General features: G+C 73.4%; 15 protein-coding genes. 12 read left to right on the top strand and 3 right to left on the bottom strand.

The annotated features are described in order from the left end of the window. The first annotated feature begins 58 nt into the window (after positions 1-58). Entirely contained in the window at positions 59-3,928 is a 3,870-nt protein-coding gene (locus MFF56_RS00675) for a PAS domain S-box protein (protein WP_238229308.1), read from the top strand. Between the two features lie 43 nt (positions 3,929-3,971). On the opposite strand, the gene MFF56_RS00670 is transcribed toward MFF56_RS00675, so the two are convergent. Further along, entirely contained in the window at positions 3,972-4,490 is a 519-nt protein-coding gene (locus MFF56_RS00670; protein ID WP_373324011.1) for a MarR family winged helix-turn-helix transcriptional regulator, read from the bottom strand. Positions 4,491-4,609: 119 nt separating this feature from the next. Between MFF56_RS00670 and MFF56_RS00665 the strand changes: the two genes are divergently transcribed. From MFF56_RS00665 to MFF56_RS00615, 11 genes are all read left to right on the top strand, one after another. Continuing rightward, complete coding sequence (locus tag MFF56_RS00665; protein WP_238229307.1) at positions 4,610-5,920, top strand: amidohydrolase/deacetylase family metallohydrolase; 1,311 nt, start codon at positions 4,610-4,612, stop codon at positions 5,918-5,920. A 22-nt stretch (positions 5,921-5,942) separates the two neighbouring features. Further along, positions 5,943-6,809, top strand: coding sequence for an alpha/beta hydrolase (locus tag MFF56_RS00660; RefSeq protein ID WP_082773379.1), 867 nt, complete (start codon positions 5,943-5,945; stop codon positions 6,807-6,809). Then, positions 6,806-9,166 (top strand): xanthine dehydrogenase family protein molybdopterin-binding subunit, encoded by a 2,361-nt coding sequence (locus MFF56_RS00655; protein ID WP_238229306.1) that lies wholly within the window; start codon positions 6,806-6,808, stop codon positions 9,164-9,166. The genes MFF56_RS00660 and MFF56_RS00655 overlap by 4 nt, the downstream gene beginning before the upstream one ends. Then, positions 9,163-10,029 (top strand): FAD binding domain-containing protein, encoded by an 867-nt coding sequence (locus MFF56_RS00650; protein WP_066924882.1) that lies wholly within the window; start codon positions 9,163-9,165, stop codon positions 10,027-10,029. The genes MFF56_RS00655 and MFF56_RS00650 overlap by 4 nt, the downstream gene beginning before the upstream one ends. After that, positions 10,026-11,243 (top strand): xanthine dehydrogenase family Fe-S subunit, encoded by a 1,218-nt coding sequence (locus tag MFF56_RS00645; RefSeq protein ID WP_066924880.1) that lies wholly within the window; start codon positions 10,026-10,028, stop codon positions 11,241-11,243. Before MFF56_RS00650 ends, MFF56_RS00645 begins: the two co-directional genes overlap by 4 nt. Positions 11,244-11,277: 34 nt before the next feature. Then, on the top strand, positions 11,278-12,426 hold the full coding sequence (locus MFF56_RS00640) for an ABC transporter substrate-binding protein (RefSeq protein ID WP_066924878.1): 1,149 nt from the start codon (positions 11,278-11,280) through the stop codon (positions 12,424-12,426). Positions 12,427-12,495: 69 nt separating this feature from the next. Next, the gene (locus tag MFF56_RS00635) at positions 12,496-13,368 is read left to right on the top strand and encodes a branched-chain amino acid ABC transporter permease (protein WP_066924876.1); all 873 of its coding nucleotides are present in this window, start codon (positions 12,496-12,498) and stop codon (positions 13,366-13,368) included. Continuing rightward, positions 13,365-14,399, top strand: a complete 1,035-nt coding sequence (locus MFF56_RS00630) for a branched-chain amino acid ABC transporter permease (protein ID WP_066924874.1) — start codon at positions 13,365-13,367, stop codon at positions 14,397-14,399. Before MFF56_RS00635 ends, MFF56_RS00630 begins: the two co-directional genes overlap by 4 nt. Further along, positions 14,396-15,238 carry an ABC transporter ATP-binding protein gene (locus MFF56_RS00625; RefSeq protein WP_066924872.1) on the top strand — a complete coding sequence of 281 codons (843 nt, stop codon included), beginning with the start codon at positions 14,396-14,398 and terminating at the stop codon, positions 15,236-15,238. Before MFF56_RS00630 ends, MFF56_RS00625 begins: the two co-directional genes overlap by 4 nt. Next, positions 15,231-15,935: an ABC transporter ATP-binding protein gene (locus MFF56_RS00620; RefSeq protein ID WP_066924870.1), complete on the top strand. Its 705-nt coding sequence runs from the start codon at positions 15,231-15,233 to the stop codon at positions 15,933-15,935. The genes MFF56_RS00625 and MFF56_RS00620 overlap by 8 nt, the downstream gene beginning before the upstream one ends. A 1-nt stretch (position 15,936) precedes the next feature. Continuing rightward, entirely contained in the window at positions 15,937-16,245 is a 309-nt protein-coding gene (locus MFF56_RS00615) for a Rieske (2Fe-2S) protein (RefSeq protein WP_197430679.1), read from the top strand. An 11-nt stretch (positions 16,246-16,256) separates the two neighbouring features. On the opposite strand, the gene MFF56_RS00610 is transcribed toward MFF56_RS00615, so the two are convergent. Then, on the bottom strand, positions 16,257-17,195 hold the full coding sequence (locus MFF56_RS00610) for a DMT family transporter (RefSeq protein WP_066924868.1): 939 nt from the start codon (positions 17,193-17,195) through the stop codon (positions 16,257-16,259). A 34-nt stretch (positions 17,196-17,229) separates the two neighbouring features. Beyond that, positions 17,230-18,498: an arsenic transporter gene (locus MFF56_RS00605; protein WP_066924867.1), complete on the bottom strand. Its 1,269-nt coding sequence runs from the start codon at positions 18,496-18,498 to the stop codon at positions 17,230-17,232. Positions 18,499-18,544: the final 46 nt, after the last annotated feature.

The raw sequence follows: 18,544 nt of genomic DNA, 5'->3' as shown, positions 1-18,544 counted from the left end.
CCGCGCATCCGGCCGCGCATCCGAGCGCGTGACGATCTTCGGGTGGGGATGATCGCGGATGGCGTGGCTCGGATCGCGGGACGGGGTGCCGGAGGCGCCATCCGGGACGAAGGGCGTCACGTTCCACGGGCGGACGGTGGCGTGCCCGGCCCCTTGCGTCGCGGCGCTCGCGGTCGTCGTCCTCGGCCTCCTCGCCGCGCTCGGGGCCGCCCAGGGGATGCAGGCCTGGAACGCCCGGGTCGCCTCCGAGCGGTTCCAGGTCGCGGCGACCCGCGTGGCCTCCCTCGTCGAGGGGCGCATGGCCCGCTACGCCTACGCCGTCCAGGGCGCCCGCGGTGCCGTCGCGGTGGCCGGAGATGCGGGCATCACGCGGGCGGGCTTCGGCCACTACGCGCGGACCCGGGACGTCGACCGCGAGTTTCCCGGCGCGCGCGGGTTCGGGTTCATCCGCCGCGTGCCGGCCGCCGAGGTGGCGGCGTTCACGATGGCCGCGCGGCGCGACGGCGCCCCCGACTTCCAGATCCGCCAGCTCCAACCCCACGACGGCGAGCGCTGGGTGATCCAGTACGTCGAGCCGGTGGCCCGCAACGGGGAGGCCCTCGGCCTCGACGTCGCCTCCGAGGCGTACCGGCGCGCGGCCGCGCGCCAAGCCATGGAGACGGGCGCCGCGACCATGACGGCCCCGATCACGCTCGTGCAGGCGACGGGGCTGAAGGAGCGGGGCTTCCTGCTCTACCTGCCCGTCACGCGTCTCGATGCCCCCGCCGGCACCCCGGACGAGCGCCGCGCCGCGACCGTGGGATGGACCTACGCGCCGCTCATCATCGACGAGGTCCTGGCCGGCCTCGACATCGACGGCGACGAGTTCGACGTCGCCATCCGGGACGTCTCGCCCGAGGCGGTCGTACGCTTCTACAGCGGTCAGGCGGCGGCGCCCGCCGGCGGCCTCGTCGCCACCCGGCGCCTGGCGATCCATGGCCGGACCTGGGAGGTCGAAGTGGCCGCGCGGCCGCCGTTCCTGGCGGGGCTGAACCGCGCGCGGCCGGTCACCGTCGCCGTCATCGTCTTCGTCGGCGCGCTGCTGGTCGCGGGCCTGATCTATCTCCACCTCGCCGGGCGGCGCCGCGACGTGCTCGCCGCCATCGAGACGGGGCGCCTCGCCGCCATCGTCGAGAGTGCCCAGGACGCCATCGTGGGCAAGACGCTCGAGGGCGTGATCACCGACTACAACCCGGCGGCCGAACAGCTGTTCGGCTACACGGCCGAGGAAGCGATCGGGCGGCGGGCGGAGGATCTGGTGGTCCCGGGCCATCTCCTGCGCGAGGAGGCGGAAGCCCTGGTCCGGATCCGGCAGGGCAGGGCGGTCGCGCCCTACTGCACGGTCCGCGCACGCAAGGACGGCGGCCTCGTGCCGGTCCAGGTCAGCGCCTCGCCCATCCGGGCGCCGGACGGCACGGTCTCCGGCGTCGCCACCGTCATCCGGGACATCACGCGCCAGGTCGAGAGCGAGGAGCGCATCCGTGCGGCCAACGCCTCCCTGGAGCGGCAGGTGGCCGAGCGGACCGCGGCGCTGAAGGCCGGCTCGGCGCTCCAGAGGGCCGTCCTCGACCATGCGGGCTACGCCGTCATCGCGACGGACATGCAGGGCACGATCACCCTGTTCAACCCGGCCGCCGAGCGGATGCTGGGCTACGCCGCCGACGCGCTGGTCGGCCGGGCGAGCCCGGCCCTCTTCCACGATCCGGTCGAGGTCGCGCAGCAGGCGCGGCGCCTGTCGCTGGAACTCGGACGGACGATCGAGCCGGGCTTCGAGGTCTTCGTCGCCAGGGCGCGGCTCGGCCAGCCCAATTCCGACGCCTGGACCTACCTGACCAGGGGCGGTGAGCGCCTACCGGTGCTGCTCAACGTCAGCATCCTGCGGGCGGAGGACGGGCAGGAACTCGGCTTCCTCGGCATCGCCATGGACCTCAGCGAGCGCCACCGGCACGAGGCCGAGATGCGGGCGGCCCAGGCCGGGACCTGGAGCTACGAGGTCGCCACCGGCCGCGTGCGCCTCTCCGCGGAATGCGCCCGCCAGCACGGCCTGCCGGAGCGGGGGATCGAGATCGACGTCGCGCGCGAGTGGACGCGCCTCGCCCATCCCGACGACGTGCCCCAGGTCCTCGCCGACCTGGAGCGGGCCGTCGAGAGCGGCGGGAGCTACACCACCGAGTTCCGCATCCCGCTGCGGGAGGGCGGCATGCGCTGGATCGCGGCGATCGGCCGGGTCGAGACGGACGTCGGGGGACGCTCGAGGCGGGTCATCGGCCTGACCCTCGACATCTCCGCCCGCAAGGAGGCGGAGATCGCGCTCGCCGAGGCGAAGGCCGTGGCCGAGGCGGCCCGCGCCGAGGCCGAGCGGGCGAACCGGGCCAAGACGGACTTCCTGGCCGCGATGAGCCACGAGATCCGAACCCCGCTCAACGCCGTCATCGGCTTCACCGACCTCATGCTGGCCTCGGGCCGCCTCGACCCGGGCAACCGCCGTCAGGCCGAGCTCGTCCGGTCGTCGGGCAGCGCGCTCCTGACCGTCGTCAACGACATCCTCGACTTCTCGAAGGTCGAGGCCGGCGCCGTCGCGCTGGTCGAGCGCCCCTTCGCCCTGCCGGCCCTGGTCGAGACCTGCGTCCTGATCGTCAGGGGACAGGCCGACGCCAAGGGCCTCGACCTGCGGCTGCGGATGGACCCGGCCCTTCCGCGCTGGCTGCTGGGGGACGAGAACCGCCTCAGGCAGGTGCTGTTCAACCTGCTCAACAACGCGGTGAAGTTCACCGGCGCGGGTTCCATCACCCTCGACATCGCGCCCGAGGTCGGGATCGCGGGCGACGAGCGCCTGCACTTCCGCGTCATCGACACCGGCATCGGCATCCCGCAGGAGAAGCAGAGCTGGCTGTTCCAGCGCTTCAGCCAGGTCGACGGCTCGATCCAGCGGGATTACGGCGGCACCGGGCTCGGGCTCGCGATCTGCCGGCACCTCGTCAGGCTGATGGGCGGCGAGATCGGGGTCTCCTCCGTCGACGGGTGCGGCTCGACGTTCTGGTTCACCGTCCGCATGCCGCGGGCCTCGGCGCCGGAATCCGTGCCCGCCGTCGCCTCGGCCCCGGTGGCGCGGTGCGCCGGCCGGCTCCTGCTCGTCGACGACTCGCCGATCAACCGGGAGCTTGCCCGCGCCGTGCTCGAGGGGGCCGGGCACGCCGTCGTTGCCGTGGCGGACGGGCAGGCGGCCGTCGAGGCGGTCCGGGCGGGGGGCTTCGACCTCGTGCTGATGGACGTGCAGATGCCCGGCATGGACGGGATGACGGCCACGCGCCTGATCCGGAGCCTGCCCGGCGCGGCGGCGCGGCTGCCCGTCATCGCCATGACCGCCAACGTGCTCCCGGACCAGGTCGCGGCCTTCCACGAGGCGGGCATGGACGACCATGTCGGCAAGCCCTTCGACCGCGACACGCTCTGCGGGACCATCGAGCGCTGGCTGCCGGCCGGGCCGGCGCCCGCGGCGGCCGAGCGCGACGCGGCCGCCCGCAGCGCGGTGCGCCGCCTCCTCGCGCCGTCGCGCCTGCGCGAGGTCCTGCGCCACCTCGTCTGCGAACTCGATGTCGGCTTCGACGGGGATCCCGCCGTCGAGGAGGTGCGCGCACGGCTGCGCCACCGCGCGCACGCGCTCTCCTCCGCCGCGGCCATGATGGGCTTCTGCGACCTCGCCGCCGCCTGCCGCGACCTCGAGGCGCTCGACGAGGCGTCGTCGGCGGCCGACGGGCTCGACGGCTTCCTCGCCGTCCTCGCGCGGGTGCGGCGGCTGGCCGACCGCGCGGCGCGATCCGCCGAATCCATGCTCCGGGAGCTGGAGCGGGCGCCCGAGGCCTGCTCCGTGCGCACGAACTCGGCGTGAGGTCGCCCGACAGCGGGGCGGGGCGTCGCGACCCGGCGTCGCGCTACGCGATCTCGGCCTGCCCCCTCCGGTGATCGTGGCCGGCGATGACGCGGCCCAGGAGTTCGGTAAGACGCTCGCGCTCCGCGGGCGTCAGGCCCGCCACCGTCAGGGCGTGCGCGGCGCGCGCGGCCGGCTCCATCGCGCCGTGCAGCGCCGCGCCCTCTTCCGTCAAGCGGCAGATCTGCGCGCGGCGATCCGTCGGCGAGGTCGAGCGGCTGACCAATCCGCGGGCAGCCAGACGCTTGAGGGCGCCCGTCGTCGTCGTCCGGTCGAGGGCGACCGCGTTCGCCAGCGTGGTCTGGTCGGCTTCCCGCAGGTCGCGCAGCAGCGAGAGCAGGCTGTACTGCAGCGGCGTGACGCCGAAAGCGGCACAACGCTCTGAGAACAGGCTGACGTGGATCTGGTGCATCCGGCGCGCGAGGAAGCCGGGGCGCTCGGAGAGCGGCCAGAGCTGCGGTGCCGCCGGCGCCTCCGCCAGCGGCGCCTGCGTTGAAACGACATCCAGGCCCTCGTCCATCATCACGCTCAAATAATCCTTCCATCCTTGGCACGCCACATGCAGGATGCCGATACGAAGCATGCTTCGCATTTGGCAAGAACGAGGCCGGCCCGCGTCGGCCGGGATCACGAGGTCGAGAGATGGACAACGCTCCCTATGATCTGCGCCAAGACCCGCGCCGCTACGATCTGGTCCTGCGCGGCGGGCGCGTGATCTGCCCCGCCTCGGGCATCGACGGCATCCGCGACGTGGCGGTGCGGGACGGGCGCATCGCCGCGGTCGAGGAGACCATCCTGCCCTCCGCGGCGGCCGAGGTCGTCGACGTCTCCGGCAAGCTGGTGCTGCCGGGCATGATCGACACCCACGGGCACGTCTACCAGTACGTCACCGGCCGCTTCGGCCTGAACCCCGACATGGTCGGCGTGCGCTCGGGCGTCACCACGGTGATCGACCAGGGCGGCCCGAGCTGCATGACGCTCCCGGGTTTCCGCCACTTCATCGCCGAGCGGGCCGAGACGCGGGTGCTGGCCTTCCTGTCGGCCTATCTCGTGGGCGGCCTGGAGGGCCATTTCTACCCGAACCTCTACAGCCCGGACGGCGTCGACATCGACGCCACCGTGAAGTCGGCGGTCGAGAACCGCGACCTCGTGCGCGGCATCAAGGGGCACGCCGAGATCGGCGGCTTCGCCCGCTGGGGCATCAAGGTGATGGAGATGGCCGCCGAGATCAGCCGGCGGGCGGACCTGCCGCTCTACGTGCATTTCGGCCAGCTCTGGGGCCTGCCGGAATCGGGCGCCAACGGCGAGGACGCCGACACCATCGTCGAGCGGGTGATCCCGCTGCTGCGCCCCGGCGACGTGCTGGCCCATCCCTTCACCCGGCATCCCGGCGGCTTCATCAACGAGGCGGGCGAGGTCCACCACATCATCCGGCGGGCGATGGATGCGGGCCTCAAGGTCGATGTCGGCCACGGCAGCCACTTCTCCTACCGGGTGGCCCGCGCCTCGCTGCCGGCCGGCGTCATCCCCTACACGCTCGGCGCCGACATGCACGGCTACAACACCGAGGTGCCCGAGGCCCCGAAGCCCGCCGGCACCCCGGACGAGCACCACGACGACGAGAACCACCCCTTCCTCGGCCAAGCCCGCTTCAGCCTCACCCAGGCGATGAGCTCGATGATGGCGCTCGGCATCCCGTTGGAGGAGGTGGTGCCGATGGTGACCTCCCATCCGGCCGAGATGCTGCGCATGAGCGACAGCCTCGGCGCCCTCGCGGTCGGGCGCGTGGCCGACGTCTCGGTGCTGCACGACGACCGCGGCCGCTTCCTGCTGCGCGACAACGAGGACACCAAGGTCGTGGCCGAGCGGCTGCTCCGCCCCGCCTTCTGCCTGCGGGCGGGCCGGCGCTTCGAGGCCGACTCGCCGATCCTGCCCCAGGCGGTCGCGGCCTGACATGCTCGTGCCCGAGGTGTCCATGCCCGCCTTCGTCCTCGACGACCCGACGCCGCCGGATCCGCGCCGCCGCTGGGCGGAGCTGGACGCCCCGGCCCGCGGCCGGTGCTACGACAACAACGCGGGCGTGCCCGACAGCGCCGCGCAGGTGGCGGCGCGCAACGCGGCGTCGGCCGCCTACCGGGCGGCGCACCCGGCCGCCCTCGACATCCCGTATGCGGGTGCCGAGCGCACCGCCCTCGACCTTTACCCGGCGGGCGCCGCCGCGCCCTGCCTCGTCTTCGTCCATGGCGGCTACTGGCAGCGCAACGCGCGGGCCGACTTCGCCTGCTTCGCGCAAGGCCTGAACGAGGCCGGCTGGTCGGTGGCGATGCCGGGCTACAGCCTCGCGCCGGAGGCGCGCCTCGCCGACATCGTCGCCGAGATCGGCGCGAGCCTCGACTGGCTCGGCCGCCACGGGCCAGAGCACGGGGTCGGCGGCCCGGTCGTGCTCGCCGGCTGGTCGGCCGGCGCGCAGCTCGCCGCGCTGCATCTCGGCCACCCGGCGGTCGCCGCGGGCCTCGCGCTCTCCGGCGTCTACGACCTCGCACCGATCCGCGACACCTACCTGAACGACAAGCTGCAACTCTCCGACGACGAGATCGCGACCCTCTCGCCCCTGCGCCTGCCGGTCGTGGAGAAGCCCCTGACGATCGCCTACGGCAGCCGGGAGCTGCCGGCCCTCGTCCACGACGCGCGCAACCTCCACGCCCTGCGCGCCGCCCACCACGCGCCGGGCGCGCTGCTGCCGGTGCCCGGCGCCGACCACTTCTCGATCCTCAACGAATTCCTGCGCGCGGACGGCCTGCTGGTGCGCGCGGCGCAGGATCTGCTCGGAGGCGTCCGATGAGCCAGGAGGGCGTCGGGGCGCCGCTGCCCCGCAAGGAGGACGACCGCCTGATGCGCGGGCGCGGCCAGTACGTCGGCGACATCCGCCTGCCCGGGATGCAGGACGTGGCCTTCGTGCGCAGCCCCCTGGCGCATGCCCGCATCCGGGCGATCCACGTGCCGGAGGCCTATCGCGACCGCGTCTTCACCGCCGCCGACCTCGACGGCGTCCTGCCGATCCGCGCGGTCTCGGGACTGCCCGGCTTCAAGGTCTCGGAGCAGCCGGTGCTGGCGACGGACAAGGTCCGGCAGGTCGGCGAGCTGGTGGCGATGTGCGTGGCGCCCACCCGCGCCGAGGCCGAGGACATCGCCGCCGCGGTCGTGCTCGACCTGGAGGAGCTGCCGGCCGTCCACGACATGCTGGCGGCGCGCGAGCCCGGCTCCGCCCTGGTCCACGAGCACTGGGGCGACAACGTCTTCCTGGAAACGCTGGTCGACGTGAACATCGCGGCAGCCCTCGACGCGCCGATCCGGGTCAGCCGCACCATCTCGACGGGGCGGCAATGCATGGCGCCGATCGAGGGCCGCGGCACCGTGGTCCAGCTCGACCACCGCCTCGACCAGATCGTGGTCCACACCGCGAGCCAGATGCCGCACATCGTGCGCAACGGCCTGTCCGAGTGCCTGCAGATCGAGCAGGGCCGCATCCGCATCGTCTCGCCCGATGTCGGCGGCGGCTTCGGCTACAAGGCGATCCTGCTCGCCGAGGACGTGGCGCTCTGCTGGCTGGCGCTGCGCTGCGGCCACCCGGTGCGCTGGCTGGAGGACCGGCGCGAGCACCTCACCGCCAACGCCAATTGCCGCGAGCACCATTACCGCATCACCGCCTACGCGGAGCGCGACGGCACCCTGCGGGGCATCGACTGCGAGGCGACCGTCGATTCCGGCGCCTACTCGGCCTACCCGTTCTCGGCCTGCCTGGAGGCCGCGCAGGTGGCGAGCATCCTGCCGGGGCCCTACGACTTCCCCGCCTACCGCTGCCGCACGTGGTCGGTCGCCACCAACAAGTGCCCGATCCTGCCCTACCGCGGGGTGGCCCGCACCGGCGTCTGCTTCGCCCTCGAACTCGTGCTCGACGCGGTCGCCCGCGAGGCGGGCATCGCGCCCGAAATCGTGCGCGAGAAGAACCTCGTGCGGCCCGGGCAGATGCCGTTCGAGAACATCACCCGGAAGCACTTCGACAGCGGCGACTACCCGGAGGCGCTGGCCCGGGCGCTCAAGGCCATCGACGTCGCGGCGGTGCGGGCCCGCCAGGAGCGTGGCGAGGCGGACGGGCGCCGCATCGGCCTCGGCCTGTCGATCTACTGCGAGCAGGCGGCGCACGGAACCTCGGTCTATTCCGGCTGGGGCATCCCGATGGTGCCGGGCCACGAGCAGGCCTCCGCCCGGCTGACCCCGGACGGCGGGCTCGAACTCCGGATCGGCGCCCATTCGCACGGCCAGGGCCTGGAGACGACGCTCGCCCAGGTCGCCCACGAGATCCTGGGCGTGCCGGTGGCGCGCACCCGGCTCGTCCACGGCGACACCGCGATGACCCCCTACTCGACCGGCTCCTGGGGCTCGCGCGTGATGGTGATGGCGGGCGGCGCGGTCGCCGCCGCCTGCGAGGAACTGCGCGACCGCGCCGTCAGGATCGGCGCCCACCTGCTCCAGGCGAAGGTGGAGGCGTGCCGCTTCGAAGGGGGCCACGTGGTCGGGCCGAACGGCGACGTGCCGCTCGCGACGATCGCCCGCACCTGGTACCGGCGCCCGCAGGATCTCGCCCCCGACACCGATCCGGGCGGGCTCGAGGTCACCGCCGGCTACAAGCCGCAGCGCGATTCCGGCACCTTCTCGTACGCGGCGCACGCGGCCGTCGTCGCGGTCGATCCCGATCTCGGGGCGGTCGAGATCCTCGACTACGCGATCGTCGAGGACGGCGGCACGCTGGTGAACCCGCTGGTCGTGGACGGCCAGATCTACGGCGGCCTCGCGCAAGGGATCGGCACCGCGCTCTTCGAGGAGATGCGCTTCGACGCCCGCGGCCAGCCGCTCGCCTCCACCTTCGCGGACTACCTGCTGCCCGGCCCCGCCGAGGTGCCGATGGCCCGCATCGACCACATGGAGACCCCCTCGCCCTACACGCGCTTCGGCCAGAAGGGCATCGGCGAGGGCGGGGCCATCGCGCCGCCGGCCGCGCTCGCCAACGCGATCAACGACGCGCTCAGGACCCTCGGCGTCGAGATGCTGCACAGCCCCGTCACCCCCCACCGGATCGTGGAGGCGGTGCTCGCCGCCAAGGCGAGATCCGCTCCGGCCCGCGCGAGGCAAGCCGCATGAAGCCCGCCCCCTTCGCCTGGGAGCGCCCGGCGAGCCTGCCCGCGCTCCTCGACCGCCTCGCGACGGCCCCCGGCTCCGTGAAGCTGATGGCGGGCGGCCAGTCGCTCGGGCCGATGCTCAATCTGCGCCTCGTCGAGCCGGACCTCGTCCTCGACATCACCGGCGTGCCCGAACTCCGGCAGGCCAGGCTCGAGGCCGGCACCCTCGTGCTCGGCGCCTGCGTGACGCACGCCGACATCGAGGACGGCCGCGTGCCCGACAATACCGGCGGCGCCCTGCGGCGGGTCGCGTCGGCCATCGCCTACCGGCCGGTGCGCAACCGCGGCACGGTCGGGGGCAGCCTCGCCCACGCGGATCCAGCCGCCGACTGGGTGAGCGCGCTCACCGCGCTCGGCGCCGCGGTCGAGATCGCGGGGCGCGACGGGCTCCGGACGCTGCCGCTGGAGGCCTTCGTCACCGGCGCGCTCGACGTCGCGCTGCGGCCCGGCGAGATCCTGGTCGCGGTCCGGGTCCCCGCGCGGCCCGCGGGTGCGGCCTGGGGCTACGTCAAGCACTGCGCCAAGATCGGCGAGTTCGCCCACGCCATCGGGGCGGTGCTGATCGAGCCCGGCACGGGCCGCGGGCGCGCGGTGATCGGCGCCGTCGAGGGGCCGCCGCTCCTCTTCGCCGACGCGAGCCCGCTCTTCGGCGGCCGTATCGGCCCCGACTTCGCCGAGCGGTTCGACCCGGGGGCTGCCGACGCCGCCCTGCACGCGGCCGGCATGGCCGACGCGGTCGCGCGCCACGTCCACGTCACGGTGCTCGCCCGCGCGGTTGCGCAGGCGGCCGAGCCTTCTCCCCAGTCGCTTCCGGAGGCCGCATGAGCGCCGCCCTGGCCGACCCACCGGTCCGCACCCCTGGCACCCTGGCCCTCGCCCTGACCGTCAACGGCGTGGCCCGCCGGGTCGAGGCCGAGCCGCGCAGCCATCTGGGCGACGTGCTGCGCGAGCGCCTCGACCTCACCGGCACGCATCTCGGCTGCGAGCACGGCGTCTGCGGCGCCTGCACGGTGCTCATCGACGGCGAGCCGGCCCGCGCCTGCCTCACCTTCGCGGGGGCCTGCGCGGGGGCCGCAATCACCACGGTCGAGGGTCTGGACGGCGACGCGATCGCGGCGGACCTCCGCGCGGCCTTCAACCGCGAGCACGCCCTTCAGTGCGGCTACTGCACGCCCGGCATGCTGGTGGCCGCGCGCGACCTCGTCCTGCGGCTGCCCGAGGCCGACGAGCGCCGCATCCGCGTCGGCCTCTCGGGCAATCTCTGCCGCTGCACCGGCTACGCGGGCATCGTGCGGGCGGTGACGAGCGTGATCGCGGAGCGGCGCGCCCGCGGCATCGGGCCCGTGAGCGGGGCCGAGCGCGCCCTCGGCCCGGTCGGCGCGCGGATCGGCGCGGCGGACGCGACGCCCGTCGCACGGCCCGTCCCCGTTCCCGCGAAGGCGCCCGCCGCCGCGCCCGCTTCCGTCAGCGATCTCGGCGCCGCCTTCACGCCGGCCCACAGCTTCACCCAGACGATCGACCTCGCCCACCCGCCGGAGGCCGTCTTCGCGCTCTTCGGCGACATCGAGGCGGTGGCCGCCTGCCTGCCGGGCGCCGTCCTCACCGGGCGGCCCGCCGCGGACGAGGTCGAGGGCGGCCTGCAGGTCCGGATCGGCCCGATCGGGGCGACCTTCCGGGGCCGCGCCCGCATCGCGCACGATCCGGAACGCTTGAGCGGCACGGTGCGCGGCGCGGGCGCCGATGCGGGCGGGCGCTCGGCCACGGAAGGGCAGATCCGCTACCGCGTCGGCCCGGGCGAGGCCCCCGGCACGGCCCGGGTCCTGCTCGACGTCGGCTACACGCTGACCGGGCCGCTGGCGCAGTTCGGCCGCCCCGGCCTCGTGCGCGACCTCGCCGGCCGCATCACGGCCGATCTCGCCCGCAACCTCGACGCCCGCCTCTCGGGCGCCGCCGCCCCGGCGGCGGCCGGCCTCAACCCCTTGCGCCTGCTCGCCGCACTCGTCCGCGCCCGCCTCGCGGCGTGGCGCGGCCGCGCCTGATCCTTCCGATCCCAGCCCCCCAGGAGACCCGAGAATGACCGGCCGGTTCACCCTCACCACCGCGATCCTGCTGGCGCTCGCCGCCACGGGCGCGCGGGCGGACGCGATCCGCATCGGCGTCAACGAGCCCCTGACCGGGCCCTTCGCGGCCTCCGGCACGTACGTGGTCAACGGCGCCCGGATCGCCGCCGACGAGATCAACGCCCGCGGCGGGGTATTGGGGAAGAAGATCGAGCTCGTGGTCGAGGACAACAAGAGCAACCCGACCGAGGCCGCGGCCGTCGCCGAGAAGCTGATCACCAGCGACAAGACCCCGGTGCTGATGGGGGCCTGGGGCTCCAGCCTGACGCTGGCGGTGATGCCCAAGCTCGCCGACTACGAGGTGCCGATGCTGGTCGAGACCTCCTCGTCGGGCAAGATCACCACCTCGGGCAACCCGTTCGTCTTCCGCATCTCGCCGCCCTCGGCGCTGGAGGCCGAGACCTTCGCGCCGATGGTCGCCAAGCTCGGGATGAAGAAGGTCGACTTCCTGGTGCTCAACAACGATTTCGGCCGCGGCGCCGCGACCGATTTCGGCAAGATGCTGAAGGACAAGGGCGTCCAGGTCGGCCTCGTCGAGATCATGGACCAGGGCGCGCAGGACATGAGCGCCCAGCTCGCCAAGCTGAAGGCCTCCGACAGCGACACCATCATGGTGACGAGCGCCGTCGACCAGCTCGTGCTCCTGTTCAAGCAGATGGCCGCGCTCGGCCTCAAGAAGCGCGTCATCACCACGGGCGGCTCCCAGAACCCGGACCAGATCATCGCGCAGGCGGGCTCGGCCGCCGACGGCACGATGCATCTCACCACCTTCCTGCCCTGGATCCCCGAGAAGACCCCGGACCCGAAGGCGACCGAGACCTTCATCGCGGAGTGGAAGCGGCGCGGCTACGAGTTCGCCGGCGTCACCGAGAGTTTTCGCGGCTACGACGGCATCCGGGCGATCGCCCACGCCATCGAGCGGGCCGGGAAGCCTGAGCCCGCCGCGATCGCCAAGGCGTTCTGGTCGGTGGACTTCACCGGGCTCAACGGCCCGATCCGCTTCGCCAAGTCCGGCCCCGCCGGCCGGGAGAGCGGCCAGAGCAAACCCGACGTCTACCTCATCGAGATCAAGGACGGCCGCGTCGTCGTGCCGACGCTCTGAGGCCGCCCGGGCCGGCCTCCGGGCCGGCCCGGCACACCCACCGCACGCTCGCCATCGGGAGGGCCGCCCATGGACCAATTGATCCAGCACCTCGTCAACACAGCGATCCTCGGGGGCACCTACGCGCTCCTCGGGATCGGGCTGACCCTGATCTTCGGGATCATGAACGTCGTGAACTTCACGCACGGCGCCCTCTACACGGTCGGCGCCTACCTGATGTACCTCGCCGTCGCGGCGCTCGGGCTGAACTTCTTCCTGGCGCTGCCGGTGGCGATCCTCGGCGGTCTCCTGTTCGGGGCGGCGATCGAGATCCTGCTCCTGCGCCCGTTCCGGGGCCAGGACATCGACACCACCATGCTGGTGATGATCGGGGCCGGCATCGCGCTCCAGTCGGGCACGCTCTGGATCTTCGGCGGCGTTGCCAAGGCGATCCCCTCGCCCTTCCCGGAGGCGCCGCTGCAGATCGGCCCGGTCTCGGTCTCGTGGCTGCGCCTGTTCGTGCTGGGCGCGGCGCTGGCCCTCATCGGGCTCGCCTACGCGCTGATCAACCGGACGAAGCTCGGCCTCGCCATGCGCGCCGCCTTCCAGGACGCCGACACGGCGGCGCTGATGGGCGTCAACGTGCGGCGGATCTACACCGCGACCTTCGCGATGGGCTCAGCCCTGGCGGCCGCCGCCGGCGCGCTCCTCGGCCCGGTCTACGTCGTCTACCCGCAGATGGGGGGCCTGGCCGAGCTGAAGGCCTTCGCGATCGTCATCCTCGGCGGCCTCGGCAACGTCACGGGGGCGGCCATCGGCGGCTTCATCCTGGCGCTCGCCGAGGAACTCGGCGCCGGCTACGTCTCCTCCGGCTACCGGGACGCGATGGGCTTCCTGATCATCATCGCGGTGCTGCTCTACAAGCCGACCGGCCTGTTCGCGAAGGCGGAGCGCATCGGATGAGCCGGCTCCTCCCCCTCGCGCTGCTCGCGGCCCTCGTCGCTCTGCCGCTGGCGCTCGGCCCCAGCCCCTACCTCCTCAACGCGCTGATCGTGACGGGCATCCTGACGATCGGCGCCCTCAGCCTGAACCTGCTCCTCGGCTTCACCGGGCAGCTCAGCCTCGGCCACATCGCCTTCTTCGGCATCGGCGCCTACGTGAGCGCGCTGACGAGCCTCGGCTTCGAGGTGGATCTCGGCTTCGGCTACCGCATCGTGCACGAGCCCTGGCCGGCGGCCGTGGGCTTCGGGCTCGCGACCCTCGCGGCCGGTGCCTGCGGCTGGCTGATCGGCCGCCTCTCCTTCCGGGTGCGGGGCGCCTACTTCGTCATCGTCACGATCTCCTTCGCGGAGGTCGTGCGCTTGGTCGCCCTCAATTGGGTGGAGCTGACGCAGGGACCGCTCGCGCTCACCGGGATCCCGGCGATCACGCTGGGCCTGCCCGGCATCGGCACGTGGACGCTCAGGACGAAGCTGCAGAACTACTACCTCGTGCTCGCCGTCGGCACGCTCTGCTGGCTCGTCGTCGCGCGCCTCGTCGGCTCGCGGTTCGGGCGGGCGATGCGGGGGCTCAAGGAGAACGAGTCGCTCGCGCTCTCGGTCGGCATCAACGCCACCCGCACGCTCACCGTGGCGGCGGTGATCTCGGCCGCGATGGCGGGCGCGGCGGGCAGCCTCTACGCCCATTACCTGCGCATCATCGATCCCGACGTCTTCGCCTTCACCACCACGGTCAGCATGGTCATCATGGTGGTGGCGGGCGGCAAGGGTACCCTGATGGGCCCGGTCGTCGGCGGCCTGATCTTCGGCCTCCTGCCGGTCGCGCTCCGCCCCGTGATGGCGCCCGAGGCCCAGTGGATCGTCTACGGGCTCGTCCTCATCGTGATCCTGTTCGTGATGCCGCGCGGCATCGTGCCGGGGCTGGCCGACCTCGTCCGGCGCCGGCCCGCCCGGCCGGCGCCCGTCCTCGAACCCAGCCCGGTGGTGCAGCGATGAGCCCGATCCTCTCGGTCGATCATGCCGGCGTGCGCTTCGGCGGCCTCGTCGCCATCGCCGACCTGCATTTCGACGTCCAGCCCGGCGAGATCGTCAGCCTGATCGGCCCGAACGGGGCCGGCAAGACCACCGCCTTCAACGTGATGACGGGCTTCCTCAAGCCCAGCCAGGGCGAGGTGCGCTTCCGCGGCACGAGCCTCAAGGGCCTCCAGCCCCACGAGATCACGCGCCTGGGGCTCGCCCGCACCTTCCAGCGCACCAGCGTCTTCGCGGACGACACGGTGTTCGACAACGTGATGATCGGCCTGCACCGGCAGGGCGGCCGGATGAGCCGCGCGCCGCTCCTCGACGCGCTCCTCGGACGGGCGGGCGCGAGCGAGCGGGCGCTGCGCGAGCGCGCGGCGGCGCTCATCGACTGGGTCGGCCTCTCCGCCCGCGCGCAGGAGCGGGCGGGTGCGCTCGCCTACGGCGAGCAGCGCCTCGTCGGGGTGGCGCTGGCGCTCGCCACCGAGCCCGCCATGCTGCTCCTCGACGAGCCGGTCTCGGGCATGAACGCCTCGGAGACCCGGGTCTTCGTGCGCCTGATCCGGCAGATCCGCGAGCGCGGCATCACGGTCCTGCTCGTCGAGCACGACATGCCGATGGTGATGGAGGTCTCCGACCGGATCGTCGTGCTGAACTACGGCCGCCTGATCGCCGAGGGCCCGCCCGCCGCCATCCGCAGCGACCCGGCGGTGATCGAGGCCTATCTCGGCCAGGGCAGCGCCGCCCGGCGCGCCGCCGCCGAGGCTCAAGGTTGCGAGGCGCAAGGTTCAGTGAGCGAGGCGGCCCATGCTTGAGATCCGCGACCTCGTCTGCGGCTACGGCCACGTCACCGCCCTGAAGGGGCTCACGATCGAGGTGCGGGAAGGCCAGCTCGTGGCACTCGTCGGCGCGAACGGGGCCGGCAAGTCCACGACGCTGCGCGCCATCTCGGGGCTGGTCCCGGCCCGCTCCGGCACGATCCGGTTCCGGGGACGCGACATCGCGGGGGTCGAGCCCCGCGCCATCCTGGCCGAGGGCATCGCCCATTGCCCGGAGGGGCGGCGCGTCTTCCCGCAGATGAGCGTGTCCGAAAACCTCGCCATGGGCGCCTACCTGCGGCGCGACCGGGCGGGCATCGCGGCGGACCTCGAGCGGATCTACGGGGAGTTCCCGCGCCTCGCCGAGCGCCGCGACCAGGCCGCCGGCACGCTGTCGGGCGGCGAGCAGCAGATGCTGGCGATCGGCCGCGCCCTGATGGGCCGTCCGAAGCTCGTGCTCTTCGACGAGCCCTCGCTCGGCCTCGCCCCGAACATCGTCGAGCGGATGTTCGCGGTGATCCGCGCGATCTGCGATGCGGGCACCACCGTGCTGCTCGTCGAGCAGAACGCCTTCGCGGCCCTCGAACTGTGCGACTACGCCTACCTGCTCGAGACCGGGCGCACCGTGCTGGCGGGAAGGGGCCACGCCCTCATCGCCGACCCGCACGTGCGGGAGGCCTATCTCGGGGGCTGAGGTGGCGCGGATCCGCATCGGCCCGGCGGACCTCCTGGAGGCCGGAGGCCCGGTGCCGGTCCTCGCGGGCGGGCACCACCTGATCCTCGTGCGCGACGCCGGGCGGATCGTCGCCGCCGAACGGGCCTGCCCGCACGAGGGCGCCGACCTCGCCCTCGGGCACTGCGTCCGCGGGCGGCTCCGCTGCCCCCGGCACCGCGCCTCCTTCGACCTGCGGGACGGGTCGGTCTCCCCGGGCTGGTCCTTCCGGCCCCTGCGCCTGTTCCCCGTCGAGGAGGCGCCCGACGGGCTCTGGCTCGGGCTGGACTAGGGCCTGCGCCGTCAGAACAGCGAGATCAGGACGATCCCGGCCACCATCAGGGCGGCCCCGCCGAGGCGCGCCGCGCCGGCCCGCACCTGCTTCATGCCGAGCCAGCCGAAATGGTCGAGCGCCACCGAGGTCAGGAGGTTGGCGGTGATCAGCAGGCCGTTGAAGGCGCCCGCCCCGACCTTGTCCACGAAGAGCAGGCCCGCGAACACCGCGACCGCGCCGGTGAGGCCGGCCAGCGGCATCCACCAGCGCACCCCCTCGATGTCGGTCCGCTGCGGCAGCGGCCTCGGGCGCAGCAGGAAGACCAGCACGAACACGAACACCACCGGCAGGAACGAGACCAGGGCCGCGAGCCAGGGGTTGACCAGGGCGCCGCGCAGCTGGGCGTTCCAGACCACGCCGATCGCCTGGAGCGCGCCCGCCACGACGATGAAGGGGTAGAGCAGCCGCGGGTTGAGGCCGTGACCCGCGTCCGTCCCTCCCGAATCCGTGCCCTTGTCGGGCGTGACCCGGGCGATGAAGGTCACGCCGACCGCCATGAGCAGGCCGCCGAGCCAGGGCAGCGGCTTGAACCCGGCCGCGGGCAGCCCGAACAGGCCGAACGAGTCCAGCGCCAGCGAGGTCAGGATGTTGGCCGTGAGCGTCAGGCCGTTGAAGGGGCCCGCGCCGACCTTGTCGACGAAGGCGAGGCCGCCGAACACCGCGACCGCGCCCGCCACCCCGCCCAGCGGCGCGTACCAGGGCATGGCCGCGAGGCTGTCCAGGCCCGGCAGCGGCGTCGGCATCACCAGGAACAGCGTCGCGAAGACGAAGACGATCGGCAGGAACGAGACGGAGGCCGCCAGGAACGGGTTGACCAAGTGCCCGCGCAGCTGCGCGTTCATGGAATTGCCGAGCGCCTGGAGCGCGCCGGCCACGATGATGAAGGGGTAGAGCAGGGCGGCGGTCACGGGGGGCAGGTCTCCGGATCGGCGGTGGCTGGGATCAGGCGAGGATCAGGGCGCCGAGCGCCAGGGCGAGGGCCGGCGGCATCACCAGAAGCCCGAGCTTGAGGAAGCTCCAGGCCGAGACGTCCTCGCCCTCGCGCCGGATTGCCGTGAGCCAGAGGATCGTGGCGAGCGAGCCCGTCACCGAGAGGTTGGGGCCCAGATCGACGCCGATCAGGATGGCGCCCGCGACCGTCTCGGGGGCGTGGGCGGCCTGCACCGCCGCGCCCGCCAGGAGGCCCGCCGGCAGGTTGTTGACGAGGTTCGAGCCGAAGGCGACGAGGGCGCCCCCCGCCCAGGCGGTCGCGGCGGGATCGGCCTCGGCGGCGCGCCTCAGCATTGCGGCGAGCATCCCCAGCACGCCGGTCTTCTCCAGGGCCTCGACCAGGACGAACAGCCCGGCCACCAGCGGCAGCACGCTCCACGAGACGTCCCGGGCGACCTCCACGAGGCCGCCGCGGTTGACCGCGACGACGACGAGCGTGGTGACGAGGCCGGCGACGAAGGTCGGCAGGCCGAGCTCGATCCCGGCGGCCGAGGCGCCGATCAGGGCCGCGCCGGTGGCGAGGATGCCCACGGCCGCGATCGTGCCGCCGCGTCCGAGCGCCGGGGTCTCGACGTCGGTCGCGACCGTCTCGGCCCTGAGCGCGCCGTTCTGGGTCAGGCGCAGGACGACGTAGGTCGCCACGATGGCGAGGAGGGAGGGCAGGGTGAAGGTGGCGAGCCAGCGTCCCAGCGGCGGCATGTGCTCGGCGAAGACGACGAGGTTGGCCGGGTTCGAGATCGGCAGCACGAAGCTCGCCGCGTTGGCGATGAAGGCGCAGACGAAGAGGTAGGGCAGCGGCTGCTTCACCCCGGCGGCCTTGGTGGCGGCGAACACGGCCGGCGTCAGCACCACCGCGCAGGCGTCGTTGGAGAGGAACACCGTCACCACCGTGCCGACGAGATAGACGAGCGTGAACAGCCGCGTCGCCGAGCCCCGCGCGGCCCGCACCGCGTGGGCCGCGAGCCAGTCGAACAGCCCCTCCTTCCGGGCGACCTCCGAGAGCAGCATCATGCCGACGAGGAACAGGTAGACGTCGGTTCCCTTGGCCACGCCCTCCAGGGCGACGGACCACGGCATCAGGCCGAGCACGACGAGGAGCACGGCGCCCAGGGAGGCCCAGATCGCCTCCGGCCAGGCGAAGGGGCGCAGGATCACCCCGAGGGTCGCCAGCGCGGCGATGCTCCAGGTCGCGACGTTCGGGGTCAGGGTGAGCGCGCCCATCGGCGTCGGGCTTCCTTCTCAGGGTATGGTTCGGTGGGTGTCAGGC

The organism is Methylobacterium hispanicum (assembly GCF_022179285.1).
GTDB classification, from domain to species: domain Bacteria; phylum Pseudomonadota; class Alphaproteobacteria; order Rhizobiales; family Beijerinckiaceae; genus Methylobacterium; species Methylobacterium hispanicum.
The sequence above is the reverse complement of the archived record's forward strand: the minus strand, read 5'-3'. Positions and strand labels throughout refer to the sequence as shown.